18 protein-coding genes are annotated in these 18,571 nt (G+C 64.5%); 9 read left to right on the forward strand and 9 right to left on the reverse strand.

The annotated features are described in order from the left end of the window. Positions 1–9 precede the first annotated feature (9 nt). From trmB to thiS, 3 genes are all read right to left on the reverse strand, one after another. Positions 10–762: a tRNA (guanosine(46)-N7)-methyltransferase TrmB gene (trmB, locus tag ACGLWX_RS11560; RefSeq protein ID WP_396239842.1), complete on the reverse strand. Its 753-nt coding sequence runs from the start codon at positions 760–762 to the stop codon at positions 10–12. A gap of 87 nt (positions 763–849) precedes the next feature. Continuing rightward, positions 850–1,644, reverse strand: coding sequence for a thiazole synthase (locus ACGLWX_RS11565; RefSeq protein ID WP_396239844.1), 795 nt, complete (start codon positions 1,642–1,644; stop codon positions 850–852). Positions 1,645–1,669: 25 nt separating this feature from the next. Then, positions 1,670–1,891: a sulfur carrier protein ThiS gene (gene thiS / locus ACGLWX_RS11570; protein ID WP_252108149.1), complete on the reverse strand. Its 222-nt coding sequence runs from the start codon at positions 1,889–1,891 to the stop codon at positions 1,670–1,672. 117 nt (positions 1,892–2,008) lie between these two features. Here thiS and ACGLWX_RS11575 point away from each other — a divergent pair, with 117 nt between their 5' ends. Continuing rightward, on the forward strand, positions 2,009–2,389 hold the full coding sequence (locus tag ACGLWX_RS11575; RefSeq protein WP_396239846.1) for a DUF423 domain-containing protein: 381 nt from the start codon (positions 2,009–2,011) through the stop codon (positions 2,387–2,389). Here ACGLWX_RS11575 and ACGLWX_RS11580 read toward each other — a convergent pair. Together ACGLWX_RS11580 and ACGLWX_RS11585 are read right to left on the reverse strand one after the other, a co-directional pair. Next, on the reverse strand, positions 2,386–2,982 hold the full coding sequence (locus ACGLWX_RS11580) for an NTP transferase domain-containing protein (protein WP_396239848.1): 597 nt from the start codon (positions 2,980–2,982) through the stop codon (positions 2,386–2,388). The genes ACGLWX_RS11575 and ACGLWX_RS11580 overlap by 4 nt on opposite strands. Before the next feature lie 15 nt (positions 2,983–2,997). Further along, positions 2,998–3,969, reverse strand: coding sequence for an XdhC family protein (locus ACGLWX_RS11585; protein WP_396239850.1), 972 nt, complete (start codon positions 3,967–3,969; stop codon positions 2,998–3,000). A 186-nt stretch (positions 3,970–4,155) separates the two neighbouring features. On the opposite strand from ACGLWX_RS11585, the gene ACGLWX_RS11590 reads away from it, so the two are divergent. From ACGLWX_RS11590 to paoC, 3 genes are read left to right on the forward strand one after another with little or no spacing between them, the layout of a single operon-like run. Then, positions 4,156–4,713: a 2Fe-2S iron-sulfur cluster-binding protein gene (locus ACGLWX_RS11590; protein WP_396239852.1), complete on the forward strand. Its 558-nt coding sequence runs from the start codon at positions 4,156–4,158 to the stop codon at positions 4,711–4,713. Next, positions 4,710–5,660, forward strand: a complete 951-nt coding sequence (locus tag ACGLWX_RS11595; protein WP_396239854.1) for an FAD binding domain-containing protein — start codon at positions 4,710–4,712, stop codon at positions 5,658–5,660. Before ACGLWX_RS11590 ends, ACGLWX_RS11595 begins: the two co-directional genes overlap by 4 nt. Positions 5,661–5,663: 3 nt before the next feature. Next, the gene (gene paoC / locus ACGLWX_RS11600) at positions 5,664–7,841 is read left to right on the forward strand and encodes an aldehyde oxidoreductase molybdenum-binding subunit PaoC (protein WP_396239856.1); all 2,178 of its coding nucleotides are present in this window, start codon (positions 5,664–5,666) and stop codon (positions 7,839–7,841) included. Here the strand turns inward: paoC and ACGLWX_RS11605 are convergent. After that, positions 7,838–8,254, reverse strand: coding sequence for a PaaI family thioesterase (locus tag ACGLWX_RS11605; RefSeq protein WP_396239858.1), 417 nt, complete (start codon positions 8,252–8,254; stop codon positions 7,838–7,840). The two genes, paoC and ACGLWX_RS11605, sit on opposite strands and share 4 nt — an antisense overlap. Positions 8,255–8,368: 114 nt before the next feature. After that, complete coding sequence (locus tag ACGLWX_RS11610; RefSeq protein ID WP_396239860.1) at positions 8,369–10,549, reverse strand: malate synthase G; 2,181 nt, start codon at positions 10,547–10,549, stop codon at positions 8,369–8,371. A gap of 267 nt (positions 10,550–10,816) precedes the next feature. Here ACGLWX_RS11610 and ACGLWX_RS11615 point away from each other — a divergent pair, with 267 nt between their 5' ends. From ACGLWX_RS11615 to ACGLWX_RS11625, 3 genes are all read left to right on the forward strand, one after another. Next, on the forward strand, positions 10,817–11,851 hold the full coding sequence (locus ACGLWX_RS11615; RefSeq protein ID WP_396239862.1) for an alpha/beta hydrolase: 1,035 nt from the start codon (positions 10,817–10,819) through the stop codon (positions 11,849–11,851). Between the two features lie 66 nt (positions 11,852–11,917). Further along, positions 11,918–13,159 (forward strand): MFS transporter, encoded by a 1,242-nt coding sequence (locus ACGLWX_RS11620; RefSeq protein WP_396239864.1) that lies wholly within the window; start codon positions 11,918–11,920, stop codon positions 13,157–13,159. A 48-nt stretch (positions 13,160–13,207) separates the two neighbouring features. After that, positions 13,208–13,963, forward strand: coding sequence for a glutaredoxin family protein (locus tag ACGLWX_RS11625; protein ID WP_396239866.1), 756 nt, complete (start codon positions 13,208–13,210; stop codon positions 13,961–13,963). Positions 13,964–13,975: 12 nt separating this feature from the next. Here ACGLWX_RS11625 and ACGLWX_RS11630 read toward each other — a convergent pair whose 3' ends face one another. Continuing rightward, positions 13,976–15,118, reverse strand: coding sequence for an MFS transporter (locus ACGLWX_RS11630; protein ID WP_396239868.1), 1,143 nt, complete (start codon positions 15,116–15,118; stop codon positions 13,976–13,978). Positions 15,119–15,210: 92 nt separating this feature from the next. Between ACGLWX_RS11630 and ACGLWX_RS11635 the strand changes: the two genes are divergently transcribed. Together ACGLWX_RS11635 and ACGLWX_RS11640 are read left to right on the forward strand one after the other, a co-directional pair. Continuing rightward, complete coding sequence (locus ACGLWX_RS11635) at positions 15,211–16,095, forward strand: LysR family transcriptional regulator (RefSeq protein ID WP_396239870.1); 885 nt, start codon at positions 15,211–15,213, stop codon at positions 16,093–16,095. 51 nt (positions 16,096–16,146) lie between these two features. Beyond that, positions 16,147–16,977 carry a sulfurtransferase gene (locus tag ACGLWX_RS11640; protein ID WP_396239872.1) on the forward strand — a complete coding sequence of 277 codons (831 nt, stop codon included), beginning with the start codon at positions 16,147–16,149 and terminating at the stop codon, positions 16,975–16,977. Between the two features lie 8 nt (positions 16,978–16,985). Here ACGLWX_RS11640 and ACGLWX_RS11645 read toward each other — a convergent pair whose 3' ends face one another. Next, entirely contained in the window at positions 16,986–18,497 is a 1,512-nt protein-coding gene (locus ACGLWX_RS11645) for a YifB family Mg chelatase-like AAA ATPase (RefSeq protein WP_396239874.1), read from the reverse strand. Positions 18,498–18,571: the final 74 nt, after the last annotated feature.

Genomic DNA, 18,571 nt, shown 5'->3' on the forward strand with positions numbered 1-18,571 from the left:
ACTTTTGGTTCAAGACGTTTTTCGGTAAATCAGATCCCACACGCCGTGGCCGAGCTTCTCGCCGCGCGCTTCGAACTTGGTCAGCGGGCGGAAAGTGGGGCGCGGCACGAAAGGCGCGGTATCGGCGTCGGCGGTATTGGCATAGCCGGGCGCGGCTTCCATCACCTCGGCCATCCACTCGGCGTAGGCTTCCCAGTCCGTCGCCATGTGGAAAAAGCCGTTCGGCTCCAGCCGGGTGCGGATCAGCTCCACAAACGCGGGCTGAACGATGCGCCGCTTGTGGTGCTTCTTCTTCGGCCAGGGGTCGGGGAAGAAGAGCTGCACGGTATTGATCGACCCCGCCGGCAGGCACTCTTCCAGCACGCGCAGCGCATCCTCGCGGTAGACGAGCAGGTTGGTGAGCCCAAGTTTGTCGGCTTCATCGAGTAGTTTGCCCACGCCCGGCGCGTGCACCTCGATACCGATGAAGTCGGTATCCGGGTGGGTTTTGGCCTGTTCGATCAGAGAGTTACCCATGCCAAAACCAATTTCGACCACGCAAGGCGCTTTACGCCCAAACAGCGCGTATAGATCCTGCGGCCCGTCTTCCAGCGCGAGGCCAAGGCGCGGCCAGACGTCTTCGAGGCCGCGGGTCTGTGCCGGCGTCATGCGCCCGGCGCGAATCACGTAGCTTTTGATGCCGCGGCGGTGAAGCGGCGCGTCCTGGCTTTCGGGCCCGGTGGCGCCGGCGTTATCGGACGGGGTGGCGTTGTTCTCGGTCATGGGATCTCGGCAAGGGTTCTCGACTAAAGCGTCAAAATGGTTCTTTGAAACAGGCTTTAAAACAGGCCTTTGAAATAAGGCGTCGAATCAGCCGTTGATACGGCCGGCAAAGGGCGTGGACGCCTCGGCGGTGTCCCGGCGCGCCATGCGACCGGCCAAAAAGGCGTCGCGGCCGGCCTCGACGGCCCGCTTCATGGCGCGGGCCATGCGCAGCGGCTCGCGAGCGTGGGCGATGGCGGAGTTGAGCAGCACACCGTCGCAGCCGAGCTCCATGGCGATCGCTGCCTCAGAGGCGGTACCTATGCCCGCATCTACCAGTACCGGTACGTTCGACTGCTCGACGATCAGGCGAACGTTGTAAGGGTTCTGGATGCCGTGGCCGGAGCCGATCAGAGAACCCAGCGGCATGATCGCGCAACAGCCGATCGCCTCGAGCTCACGGGCAACGATCGGATCGTCGCTGGTATAGACCATGACGTCGAAGCCGTCGTCGATCAGCGTTCTGGCGGCAGAGAGCGTTTCCACCACGTTGGGGTAGAGCGTGGCGTCGTCACCGAGCACCTCGAGCTTGACCAGGTTGTGGCCGTCGAGCAGCTCGCGGGCGAGTCGGCAGGTGCGCACCGCGTCCTTGGCGTTGTAGCAGCCGGCGGTGTTGGGCAAGAGCGTATAGTGGCTTGGTGGAATCACGTCCAAAAGATTCGGCGCGTCGGCGTCCTGGCCCAGGTTGGTGCGGCGAACCGCAAAGGTGACGATCTCGGCGCCGCTTTCAGCCACGGCCTGGCCGGTTTCCGCCATGTCCTTGTACTTGCCGGTGCCGACCAGAAGGCGCGAGCCAAAGGTGCGGCCGGCAACGGTAAAGGGCGTATCGTGGTGTGCAGTCATGCGTAATCCTTAAGCGCGAAGGGGGCTAGCCGCCGCCGATGGCGTGGACGACTTCGATCTGGTCGCCTTCGTTGAGCGCGGTGGCGTCGAGCTGGCTTTTGGGAACGATCTGCTCGTTGATCTCGACGGCGATGCGCCGCCCGGTCAAACCCAGCTGAGCGATCAGATCCGCCGCCGTCTGCCCTTGATTGATGGCGTAAGGTTCGCCGTTGAGCCTAAGCTCTATGGGTGCGTTAGGGGTAGACATGAACGATGAGTATCCCTTGATAAGCCAAACATCCCCTATTGTAGCGGTTTAGCGCCGTGCAAGGTATGTCACCTGTGATATGAATGGGGTCGAACCGACAACGGTAAGGAGCGTTACGTGCAGCAAGCCGATAAAGCATGGTGGTGTTGGGTCGCGATCTCCGGTTCGGTGATGGTGGCGCTCGGCGCCTACGCCGCCCACGGGCTGCCCGCGCGGGTCGGAAGCGACATGGTCAGCGCCGTGGAAACCGGCGTGCGCTATCAGGCCTGGCATACGCTGGCGATGCTGGCGCTTTTGGTATGGCGCGCCCAGCGCCCGCGTGCGGGCCAGCGGCTGGTGCTCACGCTCTGGCTGCTGGGCACGCTCGGTTTTTGCGGGTCGCTCTACGCCATGGCGCTTTTCGGGCTCAGCGTGGGGATCGTCACGCCCATCGGCGGAGTGGCGCTGATCGGCGGGTGGCTTTCGCTTTTGCTGGTGGTGGCGATCGCGCGGGATTAGCGCGTGGAGAATGGCTTTTCAAGCGCCTCTGGAGTATCGATATCCCACTGAATGCCCCGGTCGTTCACCGGACACACGCGATGATGCGCCGCGTTGGCCTGCAGCACGGCCTTCGCGCCGTCACCGCCGGAGAGCCGGGCCAGCGCCGGCCAGAAGTCGCGACCGAACAGCACCGGGTGGCCCGGTCTCTCCTCAATGCTGGGAGAGACGATGATGTTTGGGGCGCTCATGTCCATCAGCGCGGTAAAGGTGCCGCGCTGGATGTAGGGCATATCGCCGAGCAGCACGGCGGCGGCTTGAATGTCCGAGACGGACGTATCCTCGAGCAGCGTGCCGAACGCCTCGCCGATACTGGCCCCCAGCCCGTGTCGGGCGCCTTTCACGCGAATCAGCGCGCACTCCTCGATCCCGGTGGGCGCATCCTCCTTGCGCACCACCACCCGCAGGCTCGAAAACGTGCCTCGGGCGTTGGCCAAGCTTGCGATCAGCAGCGAGCGGCCGTCACCGAGCACCGCTTCGCGTTTGTCCGCCGCGCCGAAGCGCCGCGAATAGCCCGCCGCCATCACCAGCGCAATGATCTTGTCTCGCTGCACGTTAAGGCTCCTTAATCAAAGCGCATCAATGGCTTTCCCGTGCTGCACGCGCACGATATCCGCCATCACCGCCAGCGCGATCTCGGCAGGCGTCTTGCTGCCAAGCGCCAGCCCAATGGGCATGTGGATACGCGCGATCTGTGCGTCGCTCAAACCGCCGGAGCGCGCCAGCCGCTCGGCGCGGGCCTGAGAAGTGCGCTGTGATCCCATCACGCCGATGTAGAACGCTTGGGTGCGCACCGCTTCCATCATCGCCAAGTCGTCGATGCGCGGGTCGTGGGTGAGCGCCACCACCGCGGTGGCACCGTGGCAGGTCTGGCTCGAGATGTAGGCCGAGGGCAGGGTGGTTTTGACTTCGGCGCCGGGCACGTTGAGGGCCTGGCAGGCGGCGTCATTCGGGTCGCAGACGATCACTTCGAAACCCAGCGTGACGGCGAACGCCGCGCACGGCGCGGTAATCGGCGAGATACCCGCGATCACCAGCCGGTGCGCCGGCGAGACGCGCAGGTGGATGATCTCGCCCTCAATCTCGACCCGCGGCCCGACCGGCGGGGCCGGGCAGAACGTGCGTTCACCGCGCTGGATATCGACCCGGCGAATTAGCGGCTCGTGGCCCTCGAGCGCCTCCAGCAGCCTGATCAAGTGCGCGCGGGTGTCAGGCGTTGGCGGCAGGCGCTCGATGAGCACGTCCAGCGCCCCGCCACAGGGCAGCGCCACGTTGGGCACGGCGCCCGCGCCATCGCCGTAGCGGGTCAGGGTGATGGGCGCCTCGAATGCGCCGCGGGCCAGGCGCTCGAGAAAATCCTCTTCCACGCAGCCACCGGAAAGCGAGCCCACGTGCTCGCCGCGCCCGTTTGCGCAAAGCCAGGACCCCGGCGCCCGGGGGGAAGAGCCGAAGGTGTCGAGTACCGTGCAAAGCCATATCGTCTCGCCTTCATCGCACCACGCAAGCGTTTGCTCGATGACCTTCAGATCCAGATGTTGCATGAAATAACGCGTTCCTCGTGAAGCGGCGCCGGGCCGCGCGGGTGGGAGTCGTCAGTGTAGCGTAGACCAGTCGACGAGCCTTGATATGGGTTATCGGATGCGTTGGGCCGAGCGCGCCGATTGTGACTATGCTTAACCGGTCATGACCGTGACCCGGCATCGGAACATAATTAAAGGCAATGAAAAATGACCTCTACGACGACGTTCGAGAAGCCACGCGCGAGCGCTCAAACGCGCTCAAACGTTGCTTTGAGCATCAACGGCCAGCGCCACGAGCTAACGCTTGATAATCGCACCACGCTGCTGGACACCCTGCGCGAGCATTTGAACCTCACCGGCTCCAAGAAAGGCTGCGACCACGGCCAGTGCGGCGCGTGTACGGTGAGCATCAACGGCGAGCGGGTGAACGCCTGCTTGACGCTCGCCGTCATGCATGAAGATGACGAGATTACCACCATCGAAGGCGTCGGCGACGTCGAACATCTGGACCCGATGCAGCAGGCGTTCATCGACAACGACGCCTTCCAGTGCGGCTACTGCACGCCGGGCCAGATCTGCTCGGCGAAGGCCACACTCGACGAAATTCGTGCCGGGATTCCGAGCCATGTAACCCAGCAGCTGACCGGTCCGATCGAGGTGAGCGACGAGGAGATTCGCGAGCGCATGTCCGGCAACCTCTGCCGCTGCGGCGCCTACGCCAACATTCTCAAGGCCATCAAACAGGTAGCGGAGGAGCGCGCATGAAAGCCTTTTCCTTCGAGCGCATCGACGATGCCGCAAAGGCCGCGGCGCGCGCTTTCGAGCTGCCGGGCAGCAAGTTCATCGCAGGCGGCACCAACCTGCTGGATCTGATGAAGCACGAAATCGAAGTGCCGCCGCACCTGATCGACATCACCCACGCGGGCCTCGATGAGATCACCGCCACCGACGAGGGTGGGCTTAGAATCGGTGCGATGGTGAGCAACACCGCCCTCGGCGCGGACGAGCGTATCAAGCGCGACTATCCGGTACTTAGCCGCGCGCTCTTCGCCGGCGCCTCCAGCCAGCTGCGTAACAAGGCCTCGACCGGCGGCAACCTTCTGCAGCGCACGCGCTGCCCGTATTTTTTCGACACAAAGATGCCCTGCAACAAGCGCGAGCCCGGGGCCGGCTGCGCCGCCCTGGATGAAGGGGCCGATACTCGCCAGCTCGGCGTGATCGGCACCTCGGATCACTGCATTGCCACCCACCCGTCGGATATGGCGGTGGCGCTTCGCGTGCTCGACGCCGAGGTGGAAACCATCGACCCCGAGGGCCAGACCCGGCGGCTCGCTCTGGACGAGTTCTATCAACTGCCCGGCGAAACGCCGGAGGTGGAGAACGCGCTCACACCCGGCGAGATCATCACCGGCGTGGTGCTGCCGGCCCCGGTCGGCGGCAAGCAGCGCTACTTCAAGGTACGCGACCGCGCGTCTTATGCTTTCGCGCTGGTTTCGGTGGCGCTGATCGAGCAGGAAAACGGCGAAGGGCGCGTGGCGCTCGGCGGCGTGGCGCCCAAACCCTGGCGGCGCGCTGAAGCCGACGCCGAGCTTGCCAACGGTGCGAGCGCAGTGATGGAGAAGCTTTTAGACGGCGCCCGCCCCACCGACGATAACGCCTACAAATTGACGCTTGCCGAACGCACGCTGGCGGCTCTACTGGCCAAGGAGTGATGTATGGATTTTAACCAGTCAGTCGACGATAACCTGTTCGACCGTGCGCGCATCATCGGCAAGCCCCATAAGCGTATCGACGGCGCGCTGAAAGTCACCGGCACTGCGCCCTACGCCTACGAGCGCAACGACGTGGTGGAGAACCACTTGGTGGGCTACCCCCTGGGCGCGAGTATCGCCAAGGGGCGCATTACCCGCATGGACGCCACGGCGGCGCGTAACGCCGAAGGGGTGGCGGCGGTGATCACTGCGCTCGACATCGACGAGCTGCCCCGCCCGGCCAGCAACGACGCCAAGCTGTTCGGCGGCGATATCGTCGAGCACTACCACCAGGCGATCGCCGTGGTGGTGGCGGATACCCTCGAGCAGGCCCGGGCGGCGACCTCGCTGATCGAGGTGGAGTACGAAGCGATCCCGGGCACCTTCGACCTGGATGACGCTTGGAAGCGGCTTCAGGATCGTGACGTGATCTCGGAAGTGGGCGATGTGGACGCCGCGTTCGAGCGCGCGGAGGTCACGATGGACGAAACCTACCACACCGCCTCGCAGAGCCACGCGATGATGGAGCCTCACGCGACCATCGCCGATTGGTGTGACGGCAAGAACCTGACGCTCTGGACCTCGAACCAGATGATCGAGTGGTCCCGTCAGGGGCTGTCTAAAGTCTTCGGCATCGATGCCGACACCATTCGCCTGGAGAGCCCTTTCGTCGGCGGCGGCTTCGGCGGCAAGCTCTGGGTGCGCGCCGACGCGGTGCTGGCCGCGCTCGCCTCGCGGGAGACCAAACGCCCGGTGAAGGTAGCGCTGCCGCGCCCGTTCATTTTCAACAACGCCACCCATCGCTCCGGTACCGTCCAGCGCCTGCGCATCGCCGCGAACAAGGATGGCCGCATCACCGCCTTCGATCACTCGGCGATCTCCCACACCCTGCCCGGCGGCAGCGGCGAGGACGCGGTGAACCAAACGCGCTGCTTTTACGCCGGCGAAAGCCGCCGCACCGCGCACCACGCCATCGACATGAACCTGCCGGAATCCGCCGACATGCGCGCCCCCGGCGAGGCCTCGGGGCTGGCCGCCTTGGAAATCGCCATGGACGAGATGGCCGATAAGCTCGGCATCGACCCGGTAGAATTTCGCATTCTCAACGACACCCAGGTCAATCCGGAAGAGCCGCAAAAGCGCTATAGCGACCGCCACTTCGTCGAGTGCCTGCAAAAAGGCGCCGAGGCGTTTGGCTGGAGCGAACGCAACCAGACGCCGGGTAGCCGGCGCGAAGGGCAGTGGCTGATCGGCCAGGGCGTGGCCGGTGCCTACCGCGGTGCGATCACCATGGACTCCGGCGCCCGGGTGCGCCTAAGCCAGGGCAAACTGATCGTCGAAACCGACATGACCGATATCGGTACCGGCTCCTACACCATCCTCGCGCAAACCGTGGCGGAAACCATGGGCGTCACGATGGATGAAGTAGAGGTACGCCTGGGCAACAGCGCTTACCCGGTGTCGTCCGGCTCCGGCGGCCAGTTCGGCGCGGCCAGTTCCACGGCGGGCGTCTACGCGGCGTGCCTGGCGCTTCAGACCGAAATCGGCAAGCGTTTGAGCGTCGAGTCACCGCGTTTCGAGAACGGCCGCGTGCTGGCAGGCGACCAGGACGTTGGGCTTTTCGAGATCGATGGCGACGAGCTCGTTGGCGAGGACACGCTGCACTTTGGCGACTTCCAGGACGAGATGGAGCTGGGTACCTTCGGCGCGCATTTCGTCGAGGTGGCGGTGCACGCCTACACCGGCGAGACACGTCTTCGCCGCATGCTGTCGGTATGTGACGCCGGGCGCATTCTCAACCCGACCACCGCGCGCAGCCAGGTGCTCGGCGGCATGACCATGTCGATCGGTGCGGCGCTTTCGGAAAGCCTCAATATCGACACGAGCCGCGGCTTTTTCACCAACCACGACCTGGCGGGCTACGAGATCGCGGTACACGCGGATATCCCGGAACAGGAGGTGATCTTCCTTGATACGCTGGACGGCGCCGCGACGCCGCTCAAGGCCAAAGGGGTGGGCGAACTCGGCATCTGTGGCGGCGCGGCGGCGGTGGCGAATGCAATGTACAACGCCACCGGTATCCGCCTGCGCGACTATCCGCTGACGCTGGATCGCATGCTCGACCGGCTGCCCGCGATCTAATCCTTGATCGGTAGGGCATAACTTGCGACGACGTGTGCCACCGGGCGCGCGTCGTCGCTTGCTGAATACACCTGCACTTCTCCCACGCCCATGCGTCGGCCGATTTTGATCAGCCGGGCATGGGCCACGATGTCGTGCTCGCCGGAGGCGGCGCGTAAAAAGTGGCAGTTCAGATCGCTGGTCACCGCCATCGGCTCCGGGCCGATCTGGCCCAGGATCGCCACGTACAGCGCCACGTCGGCAAAGCCCATCATCGTCGGCCCGCTCACCCGAGGGCCGGGGCGCAGATGCTCGTTGCGTATCTCCAAGCGCATCGTCGCGCACATCTCGCCGACGCTCTCTACCCGGCCCATGCGCTGCGGAAACACCTCGTCCAGAAAGCGCTCGATCTCTTCGACGGTCATGACGGTCATTGTTGTTGTCTCCGTTGCTGGGTGCAGGATGCGTTCAAAGATGCCACAAAAAAGCCCCGGGCACTTGCCCGAGGCTCTCATCACTTATGCCACTAAAGGCACGATTTACGTCGTCTAGTGCGCTTTTTTCTTATGCACCTGGCGCCACTCGTGCAGCAGCGGCTCAGTATAGCCCGACGGCTGTTCGCGGCCCTTGAAGATCAGATCCGAGGCCGCCTTGAAGGCAGTGGAGTCGTCGAAGTGGCTGCTCATGGCGGTGTAGCTCGGGTCGCCTGCGTTCTGCTCGTCGACCACTTTCGCCATGCGCTCGAGGGTCTCTTTCACCCGCGCCTCGTCGACAATGCCGTGGTGCAGCCAGTTGGCGATGTGCTGGCTGGAGATACGCAGCGTCGCGCGGTCTTCCATCAGGCCGACATCGTGAATGTCCGGCACCTTGGAGCAGCCCACGCCGTGCTCGACCCAGCGCACCACGTAACCGAGGATGCCCTGGCAGTTGTTGTCGAGCTCTTGCTGGATCTCCTCATCGGACCAGTTGGTGTTTTCGGCGACCGGCACGGTGAGCAGATCCCCCAGCAGATCGGATTCGCCGGCGCTTTGCATCTCGCGCTGAACGTCGGCCACCTTCACCTGATGGTAGTGCAGCGCGTGCAGCGTGGCAGCCGTGGGCGAGGGCACCCAAGCGGTGTTGGCGCCGGCTTTCGGATGGCCGATTTTCTGCTCGAGCATGGCGTGCATCAGATCCGGCATGGCCCACATGCCCTTGCCGATCTGGGCGCGGCCGCGCAGGCCACACGCCAGGCCCACCTGTACGTTATTTTTCTCGTAGGCGGTGATCCACTTGGCGGCTTTCATGTCGCCCTTGCGCACCATCGGGCCCGCTTCCATGGCGGTATGCATCTCGTCGCCGGTGCGGTCGAGAAAACCAGTGTTGATGAACACCACGCGCGAGGTCGCCTCATTGATGCACGCTTTCAGGTTGACCGTCGTGCGGCGCTCTTCGTCCATGATGCCCATTTTCAGGGTATCGCGGCTCATACCGAGAATATCTTCGACGCGGGTGAAGAGTTCGTTGGCAAATGCCACTTCTTTGGGGCCGTGCATCTTCGGCTTGACGATGTAAACGGAGCCGGCGCGGGAGTTGCGCGGCTGGTCGGCGTCCTTTTTCAGGTCATACAGCGCGATCAGCGAGGTCATCACAGCGTCGAGGATGCCTTCCGGCAGCTCATTGCCATTTTCGTCGAGAATTGCCGGCGTGGTCATCAGGTGGCCCACGTTGCGCACGAACATCAGCGAACGGCCGGGCACGCTGACGCTGCCACCTTCGGTGGTTTTCCAGGTGCGGTCGGCGTTGAGTTTGCGCGTAGTGGTCTTGCCACCTTTCTCGATCTTCTCTTCCAGATCGCCGCGCATCAGGCCCAGCCAGTTGCCGTAGACGCCCACTTTATCCTCGGCGTCCACCGCAGCCACGGAGTCTTCGCAGTCCATGATGGTGGTCAGCGCCGCCTCGACGACGACATCCTTCACACCCGCCGGATCGCGCTTGCCGATGGCGTCGTTGGCGTTGATCTGGATCTCGAGGTGCAGGTCGTTATTGGAGAGCAGAATCGAGCTCGGCGCACTTTCGTCGCCATCGAAGCCAATCAGCTTACCCGGGTCTTTTAGTCCGGTTTCGCGACCGCCGGCCAAGCGCACCACCAGGTGGCCGTCGCGCAGGGTGTAGCTTTCGGCATCCGCGTGAGAGCCAGTGGCCAAGGGTGCGGCGCGGTCCAGCACGCCGCGGGCGTAGGCCACGACCTTGTCGCCGCGCTTGGGGTTGAAGCTCGTGCCTTTTTCGGCGCCGTCCTCTTCGGAGATGACGTCGGTGCCGTAGAGCGCGTCATAAAGGCTGCCCCAGCGGGCGTTGGCGGCGTTGAGCGCGTAGCGGGCGTTGCTGACCGGTACCACGAGCTGTGGGCCTGCCTGAACGGCGACTTCACGGTCGACGTTGGCCGTTGTCACGTTGACCGTGGCCGGCGCGTCGACCAGGTAGCCTTGCTCTTTCAAAAAGCGCTGGTAGGCGGCCATGTCGGTCACCGCACCCGGGTGCTCCTTGTGCCAGCCGTCGAGGGCTTGTTGAAGCGTTTCGCGCTCTTCAAGCAGGCGCTGGTTTTTCGGAGTAAGATCATGGAACAGGGCATCGACGCCGGACCAGAAAGCATCTTCATCGACACCGGACCCCGGCAGAGCCTGTTCGGTGATGAAGCGGTCCAGTTCAGCCGCCACTTGTAAACGGTGACGCGTAATACGTTCGCTCATGGGGTCTCTCCTTTGAAAGTGCCCGTGGGGATGAAAGATGGCCACGGCCAGTATCGACATAACGTCAGGTCAATAATTTCAGAACCAAATAGTTCAAGAACGATAATGTCAGGGCAATGATTTCAAGACAGCTATTTATGGAAAATAGTTCCATAAACGCTTTGGCATGTAAACAGCGTAGACGCGAAAGCGCGGCCGTGCTCGACTAAATGATAATAAGGCGCGCGCCGGTCATGGCGGCATCATGATCGCTCAGGGAGAAAGGCCATGCATGAGTTCGACCAGCTATCCGCGGTGTTCCACCAGGTACCTGGCGCTCCGGCGCTTCACTACCTGGCCTTTGGCTCACCGCTGACCCGCGCGGTCCAGGACTACTTTCATCACTACCGTTTGAACGAGCTTTTCGAGAGTACGCCGTCGGTCTACGCTGGGTTCATCGATACCGGCCGCTTCAATCTCTGGTGTCAGGTGTGGAGCCCCATGGCGCCAAGGGGCACGGTCTTCGTGGTGCACGGCTATTTCGATCACCTGGGGCTTTATCGTCACCTGCTCGAAAGCCTTTTGGCGAACGGCTGGCTGGTCGTGCTGTGGGATCTGCCCGGCCATGGGCTGTCCAGCGGCCCCCGGGCAGAGATCGACGAGTTCGACGACTACCAGCACTGTTTTAGCCACGTCAAACAGACCCTGGACGCAGCGGATTTGGCCCCGGCGCCCTGGATCGGCATCGGTCAGAGCACCGGCGCGGCGATTCTGGCCACCGACGCGCTGGAGCACCGCGAGGCGGCGCGCTGGGCGGCCATCGTACTGCTGGCGCCACTGGTGCGCCCTTGGCGCTGGGGCCAGGCCAGCTGGATGCACCTCATCGCCAGCCCCTTCGTCAAGGAGCTGCCGCGCAAGTACCGGCCGAACTCGACCGACGAAGCCTTCACTACCTTTTTGCGCGAGCACGACCCGCTGCAGCCCGAACGCCTGAGCGTGGTCTGGGTGTCCGCCATGCGCCGCTGGATTCCTAAAGTGCTGGCCTTCGAGCCGCTCGCCTTGCCCACGCTGATTCTGCAGGGCGAGCAGGACACCACGGTAGATTGGGAGCGCAACCTCGATATATTGACTGAGAAGCTGCCCGAGGCGACGGTGTTTCGCCACTCGGAGGCGAAACACCACCTGGTGAATGAGTCCGTCGCCATTCGCAAGGCGCTTTTCGAACGGCTCGAAGCGTTTCTCGACGAGGTGGAGGCCGGACCTGACAGCGTCGACGAGACCGCCGCGGCGCCCCACGCGCTGACGCCATCGACTGGCTTGTAAGCAGAGGCGCCGCCCACGGCGCTTCACGGCCAACACTTCATCCATCGTCGCGTGAGGAGGCTGCGGGTGGCACAACGACCCTTTTCGTATCCGCCGAGCATACTGGCCCGCCGGCCGGTCGCCGTCATCGCGCTGGCGCAGCTGCTGGGCACCTCGCTCTGGTTTAGCGCCAACAGCGCGTTTGAAGAACTCACCCGCGTCTGGAACGTCAGCGCAGCCGAGATCGGCTGGCTGACCGGGGCGGTGCAGAGCGGCTTCATTCTCGGCACGCTGATACTTGCACTGACCGGGCTTGCCGACCGCTTTCGCGCCAGCCACCTGTTCGTGGCAAGCGCTCTATTGGGGGCTCTGTTCAACGCGCTATTTGCCTGGAGCGCCCAAGGGCTGACCGAGGCGCTGCTCTGGCGCTTTTTGGTCGGGCTGAGCCTGGCCGGTATCTACCCGGTAGGCATGAAACTGGTGGTCAGCTGGGCCCCGGAACGCACCGGCCAGGCGCTCGCCCAGTTGGTGGCGATGCTGACCCTGGGCACCGCGTTGCCCCACGGGCTCCAGGAGCTGGGCGCCGATCTATCCTGGCAGGTCGTGATCAGCGCGTCATCGATGTTGGCGCTGGCGGGCGCGGGGCTGATTTTCCTGCTGGGTGATGGAGCGCACCTGCCGGCGCGCCAGGCGGGTTCGGGTTCAGGCTCGCCGCTGCGAGTCAGCGAGGCGTTCAAGGAACCCCTCTTTCGCGCGGCGGCATGGGGCTATTTTGGCCACATGTGGGAGCTTTACGCCTTCTGGACGGTGGTACCGCTGCTGGTAGCGAGCTCGGTGCTGGTCAGTGAAACGTCTAGCATTGGCGTATCGGGCATGGCCTTTGGCGTGATTGGCATCGGGGCGCTGGGGTGTCTTATCGGCGGGGCGCTGTCACGCCGATTTGGCAGCGCCGCCGTGGCGCTTTCGGCGCTTGCGCTTTCGTGTCTTTGCGCCGTGCTGTTCGCGCTGTTCTGGCGCTCGCTGCCGCCGGTGGGGTTGGGCCTTTTGCTGCTCGTCTGGGGGGCTTCGGTGGTGGCCGACTCGCCGCAGTTCTCGGCGCTGGCGGCGAAGGCCTGCCCACCGGCGATCATCGGGGCATCGCTTGCCATTTTGAACGCCATCGGCTTTGCCATCACCGTGGTCTCCATCGCTGCGGTCACCGCGCTGTTCGAGCGTGTCCAACTGGACGCGGCCTGGCTGTTGGTACCGGGGCCGGTGGCAGGGCTGCTGGGCTACGGTTTGACGCGAAAGCGTGCCGCCAGCCGTTTGAAAAGCAAGGGTGCGCCCTAACGTCTACACTAATAGATAGCACGCTTAACAGTTTTAGCGAGGTAAACGATGACAACGACCACACGCAGTATCGCCCGGGTCTATCGCATGAACATGACCAAACACCGCTGCCCCTTCGGCGTGAAAACGGTGGATCTGCTCAAGCGCAAGGGTTTCGAGGTCGAGGATCACTGGCTGACCTCCCGCGAGGAGATCGACGCCTTCAAAGCGCGGGAAAACGTCAAGACCACGCCCCAAACCTATATCGGCGATGAGCGCATCGGCGGTTACGAGGAGGTGCGCAAGCACTTGGGTCTTCGCGTGCGCGACCCCAACGCCACGACGTATCGCCCGGTACTGGCCATTTTTGCCGTGGCGCTTTTGATTGGCCTAGCGGTGAGTTGGGCCGCCGAGGGCACGCTGTTGGCCCCGCGCCTGCCGGAGTACGCTATCGCCACCGCCATGGTGCTACTGGGCCTGCAAAAGCTGCAGGACGTACAAAGCTTTAGCACCATGTTCATCAATTACGACCTGCTTGCCCAGCGCTACGTGCCCTACGCCTACGCGTATCCCTTCATCGAAACCCTGGCCGGGCTTTTGATGCTGGCAGGCGCCTTGATCTGGCTCGCCGCGCCGCTGGCGCTGCTCGCCGGCGGCGTGGGCGCGGTCTCGGTGTTCAAGGCGGTTTACATCGACAAACGTGAGCTCAAGTGCGCCTGCGTGGGCGGCGGCAAGAACGTGCCGCTGGGCTTCGTGTCGCTGACCGAGAACCTGGTGATGATCGGTATGGGGCTCTGGATGGGGCTGCGTCTGCTGGCCGGCTAAGCTTTCGACACGTCAAGGATCGGCGCGGTGGTATAGCCACAGCACCAGCAGTGACGCGGTGAAGTGAACGCTTCCTATCAGCCAAAGCGCCCCCGCCCAGCCCCAGCGGCTGAAGCAGGCCGCCGCCAGCACCGCGCCCAGCGCGCCGCCGGCGTAGTAACAGCAAAGGTATAGGCCGCTGGCAAACGAGGCGGGCACACGCTCGGCTTTGCTCACAAGCCGGGTGGTCAGGGTTTGCAGCAGGTAGGTGGAAAGCGAAAATCCGGCTACGCTTGCAAGAATCGACGCATAGCTTGGCTTGGCCAGCGCAAGGGAGGCCCATAGCAGCCCGATAAAGGGTAAAAAGAAGGGCGCCTCGCGACGGTTGCGATAAAGCTTGGGGCTGGCGATCACCGCAATGATCGCGGGCAGGCTCATCAGGTAGACCAACCCGATCTGCGCAGCGCTTTGGTGAAACGGCGCCTCGGCCAGCCGGAGCCCGAGCACGGTGAACACCGCGCTTTGGGTGAACAGCAGCGTGAAGCCGATACAAAACGCTACCGTGAGCTTTTGCTCGGCGAGAGCGGCCTTCAATAGCACAGTGAAGGGCGGTGCTGCCGTTGGGCGTACGACCGGAAGTGTCCGCCGCTGCGACTGCCAGGTAATCAACAGCCACGCCAGCGTCAGAAGGCCCGCCGCGCTTAAAAAGCCGCCGGGCCAGCCCAGAGACTCCACCGCCCAGGCCGGATAGAAGCGGCTCAGCGTGCTGCCCAGCACCGTGCCGGCAACGAAGTAACCCACCCAAACCGTACGCTGGCGCTCGCTTTGAACTCCGGCCAGTAGTGCCACGCAGGCGGTCAGCACGCAGGGCAGCGCCACGCCCTGGGCCAGGCGTATGAGCCAAACCGTGGCCAGGCTGGCGCTGACGGCCAGCAGGGCGTTCAGCATGATCAACACGGTCAGTCCCACCAGGATGGCGCGAGTGGGGGGCAGTCGGCGGGTTAGCCGGCTGGCGAACGGGGCGGTTAGCATCATGCCCAGCAGGGTGGCCATGTTGAGCCAGCCCGCTTGGGTGAGCGTTGCCTCAAACCGCGCGGCGAGCCACGGGTAGAGCGCCTGTAGCTGGTAGAGGTTGAAAAAAGCGCTGGTCGAGGCGATGAGAATCAAAAGGCGCACGGTGAGGTCCTGGGCTGAGCGTGCCGTTCAGGGTATGTTGAACGCTCGCCCTGCGGAATGTCCGCTTTCCTCTCACCGTGAGTCGCTAAGCCATGTACGACATAAGGCAACTGCGCTACTTCGTGGCCGTCGCCGAAGAGCGCAACTTTCGCCGCGCCGCGAAGCGGCTACACATCACGCAGCCGCCGCTTAGCCAGGCCATTCGTCAGCTCGAAGCCGCGCTCGGTGTGACGCTTTTTTCGCGCAACACCCACGGCGTTCGGCTCACCCGCGCCGGCGAGGTGTTTCTGGCCGAAGCGACTCGCCTGTTGGAGAGCATTGAGCAGAGCGCGCGGCGGGCGCGCCAGGCCGAGGCCGGTGAGATCGGGCGGCTGCGGCTGGGCTACTCCGCCAGTGCGCTCTACTCGCAAACGTTGACCAGGGCGTTGGCGGCACTGATCGCGCAGCGCCCACAGATCACACTCACGCTCTGCGCCGGTAACGCGCTGGATCACCTGAATGCGCTGCGCGATGGGCAGTTGGAGGCGGCGGTGGTGCGCGCCGACCTCGCCGAAGCGTCGTCCAACGGGCTCACGCTTACCCGGCTGGGAGACGAGCCGCTTTATGCGCTGCTCGAAGGCGCCCATCCGCTGGCCAGCAGAGACACCCTACGGCTGGCAGACCTGGCCGGCGAGCGCCTGCTGCTGCAACCCGCGGCGGATCGCACCTTTTTACGCCGCCAGATCGAAGGGCTGGCCGAGCGTGCCGGGGTCTCGCTGACCGGCGCGCTGGAAGTGGCGGATCTGGCGGCGATGACCGGTTTCGCCGTCGCCGGCCTCGGGGTCGCGCTGATGCCGAAAAGCGTCACTATGATCGCCTTAGGCGGGGTGGCAATACCGCTGGATGACGAAGGCGCCTCGAGTCCGCTTTCGTTGGTCTATTTGGCGGAGGATGCCGCCGCGCGGGCGCTCGATGCGCTGATCGCTCCTATTATATGAGCGCTTCTCGATCAGGATCCGCTGTCACTTACAACTTCCAGGAGTCTCATTATGTCCGACATTCTCATCGGTGCTCTCGAACTCAGCCAGCGTTTGGAGCGGCCCGACCCACCGACGCTACTGGACGCCTCGCTGCCCAATAGCCCCGTGGCGCCCTACGTGGCTGAAGATGGCCAAACCCTGCCCGGCGCGCTCGAATTCGATATCGAGCGGGTCTTCTCTGACCAGAGTGCCCCCTTCCCGCACACGTTGCCGGCGCTCGACGCCTTGCAAGAGGCGTGCAGCAAGCTCGGCCTCTCGATCGACGACGACATCGTCGTGTTCGACAATCGCGGCGTTTTCTCCGCCCCACGCGCTTACTGGCTGCTGACCCAGGCGGGCTTCACCCACGTGCGGCTGCTCGATGGCGGCCTGCCCGGGTGGGTGGCGCAGTCGCTTCCGGTGCAGCAGGGCTACAGCGAGCCAACACCGCTCTCGACGCCCCCGGTACTCAAAGCCAACCCGAGCGTGGTCAGCGTGGACGACGTTCAGGCCAACATCGCGACCCCCCGCTTCACGCTGGTGGACGCCAGAAGCGCCGGGCGCTTTTCCGGGCAGGCGCCAGAGCCGCGTCCGGAATTCCCGAGCGGCCATGTACCCGGCGCCTGCAATCTGCCGTTTGGTGACGTGCTGGAAAACGGCCACTTAAAAAGCCGTGAGGAGATTGCGCGACTGCTGATTGACAGGGGGTTGTCGCCAGAGGATCACGTGGCGTTTAGCTGCGGCTCCGGCATTACCGCGTGCATCCTGTGGGTGGCCGCCGAGCTTGCCGGCTTTGAGCGGCTTTCGCTGTTCGATGGTTCATGGACGGCGTGGGTAATGAGCGGACGCCATCAAGGGTGAGGTGTGGCTCAGCCCTTTCCCAGCAGCCGGTCCAGCTGCCGATACCCGATCGCCTCGATCAGGTGCGCCTGGCCCGGTTTGGGTTCGCCCTGCAAATCCGAAAGCGTGAGCGCCACGCGCAGCACGCGATGATAGGCCCGCGCCGAGAGCTTGAGTTTTTCCAGCACGCCGGCAAGCCAGGTGCGCTCTTCGTCGCTTAAATCGCAGGCGGCTTCCAGCGCCTTGCCGCTTAGCTGGCTGTTGAGCGCGCCTCTTTCCATCTGGCGCGCTCTTGCGGCCATCACGCGCTTGCGCACCGCCTCGGACGATTCCCCCTGGGTCTGGGCGGTGAGCTGCTCCGGCGGCAGCGCCGGGACTTCCACCTGAAGGTCGATACGATCCAAAAGCGGGCCGGAGAGCCGCGCCTGATAGCGCTGGATTTGGCTGGCCGTGCATTGACAGCGGCTTCGCGGGTCGCCCAGATGCCCGCAGGGGCAGGGGTTCATGGCCGCTACCAGCTGAAAACGGGCGGGGTAGCGGCGCTCGTGGCTCGCGCGGGACAAATGAATCTCGCCGGTTTCAAGGGGTTGGCGCAGAACCTCCAGCACGCTTCTGGAAAACTCCGGCAGCTCGTCGAGAAACAGCACCCCCATGTGGGCGAGCGAAATTTCGCCGGGTTTGGGTTTCGAGCCGCCGCCAACGAGCGCGGCGGCGCTGGCGCTGTGGTGCGGTTGTCGAAACGGGCGCTGGCCCCAGTCCGCCTCGAGCGCCAGCCCGCACACCGAGCGCACCGCGGCGACCTGCAGCGCGTCGTCCTCGTTAAGCGGCGGCAGAATGCCGGGCAGTCGGCTGGCCAGCATGGTCTTACCGGTGCCCGGCGGGCCGGCCAGCAAGAGGTTATGCCCACCGGCGGCGGCGACTTCCAACGCCCGGCGCGCCTGGTGCTGGCCGCGCACGTCGGCCAAATCGGGGGCCGGGTTGTGCGCCTTCGGCGGGGCGGGCAATACGTGGGGGGCGATGCGGGTCTGGTCGAGCAGGTGCGCCACCACGTCCCAAAGCGTGGCGGCGGGCAGCACCGTAAGGCCGTTGCCAGCCAGCGCCGCCTCGTCGGCGCAGGCGGTGGGAACGATCAGCACTCGCCCGGCGGCCTTGGTGGCCAGCGCGAAGGGCAGCATGCCGGGCACGGCGCGAAGCGTGCCGTCCAGCGCCAGTTCGCCCGCGCACTCGATGTGTTCGAGCGCCTCCACCGGCAGCTGGCCGGAGGCGGCGAGAATGCCCAGCGCAATGGGCAGATCGAAGCGCCCGCCCTCCTTGGGCAGATCCGCCGGGGCGAGGTTCAGGGTAATGCGCCGGGTGTTGGGAAAATCAAAGCCCGCGTTGACCAGCGCACTGCGCACGCGCTCGCGGCTCTCCTTCACGGCGGCTTCCGGGAGCCCGACCAGCGTGAGCCCCGGCAGGCCGTTGGCCAAGTGCACCTCGACCTGCACCGCCGGGGCGTCGAGCCCCACGCCGGCGCGCGTGTTCACGATGGCAAGCGTCATCACCGTTCCCCCGTTTTGGTCTAATTTTTCTTTTGACCAATTAAACCTGGCACATCGGGCGAGCTTTGGGCAAC

Origin of the sequence: Halomonas sp. HMF6819 (genome assembly GCF_044335525.1) — a bacterium.
Taxonomy (GTDB): Bacteria; Pseudomonadota; Gammaproteobacteria; order Pseudomonadales; family Halomonadaceae; genus Vreelandella.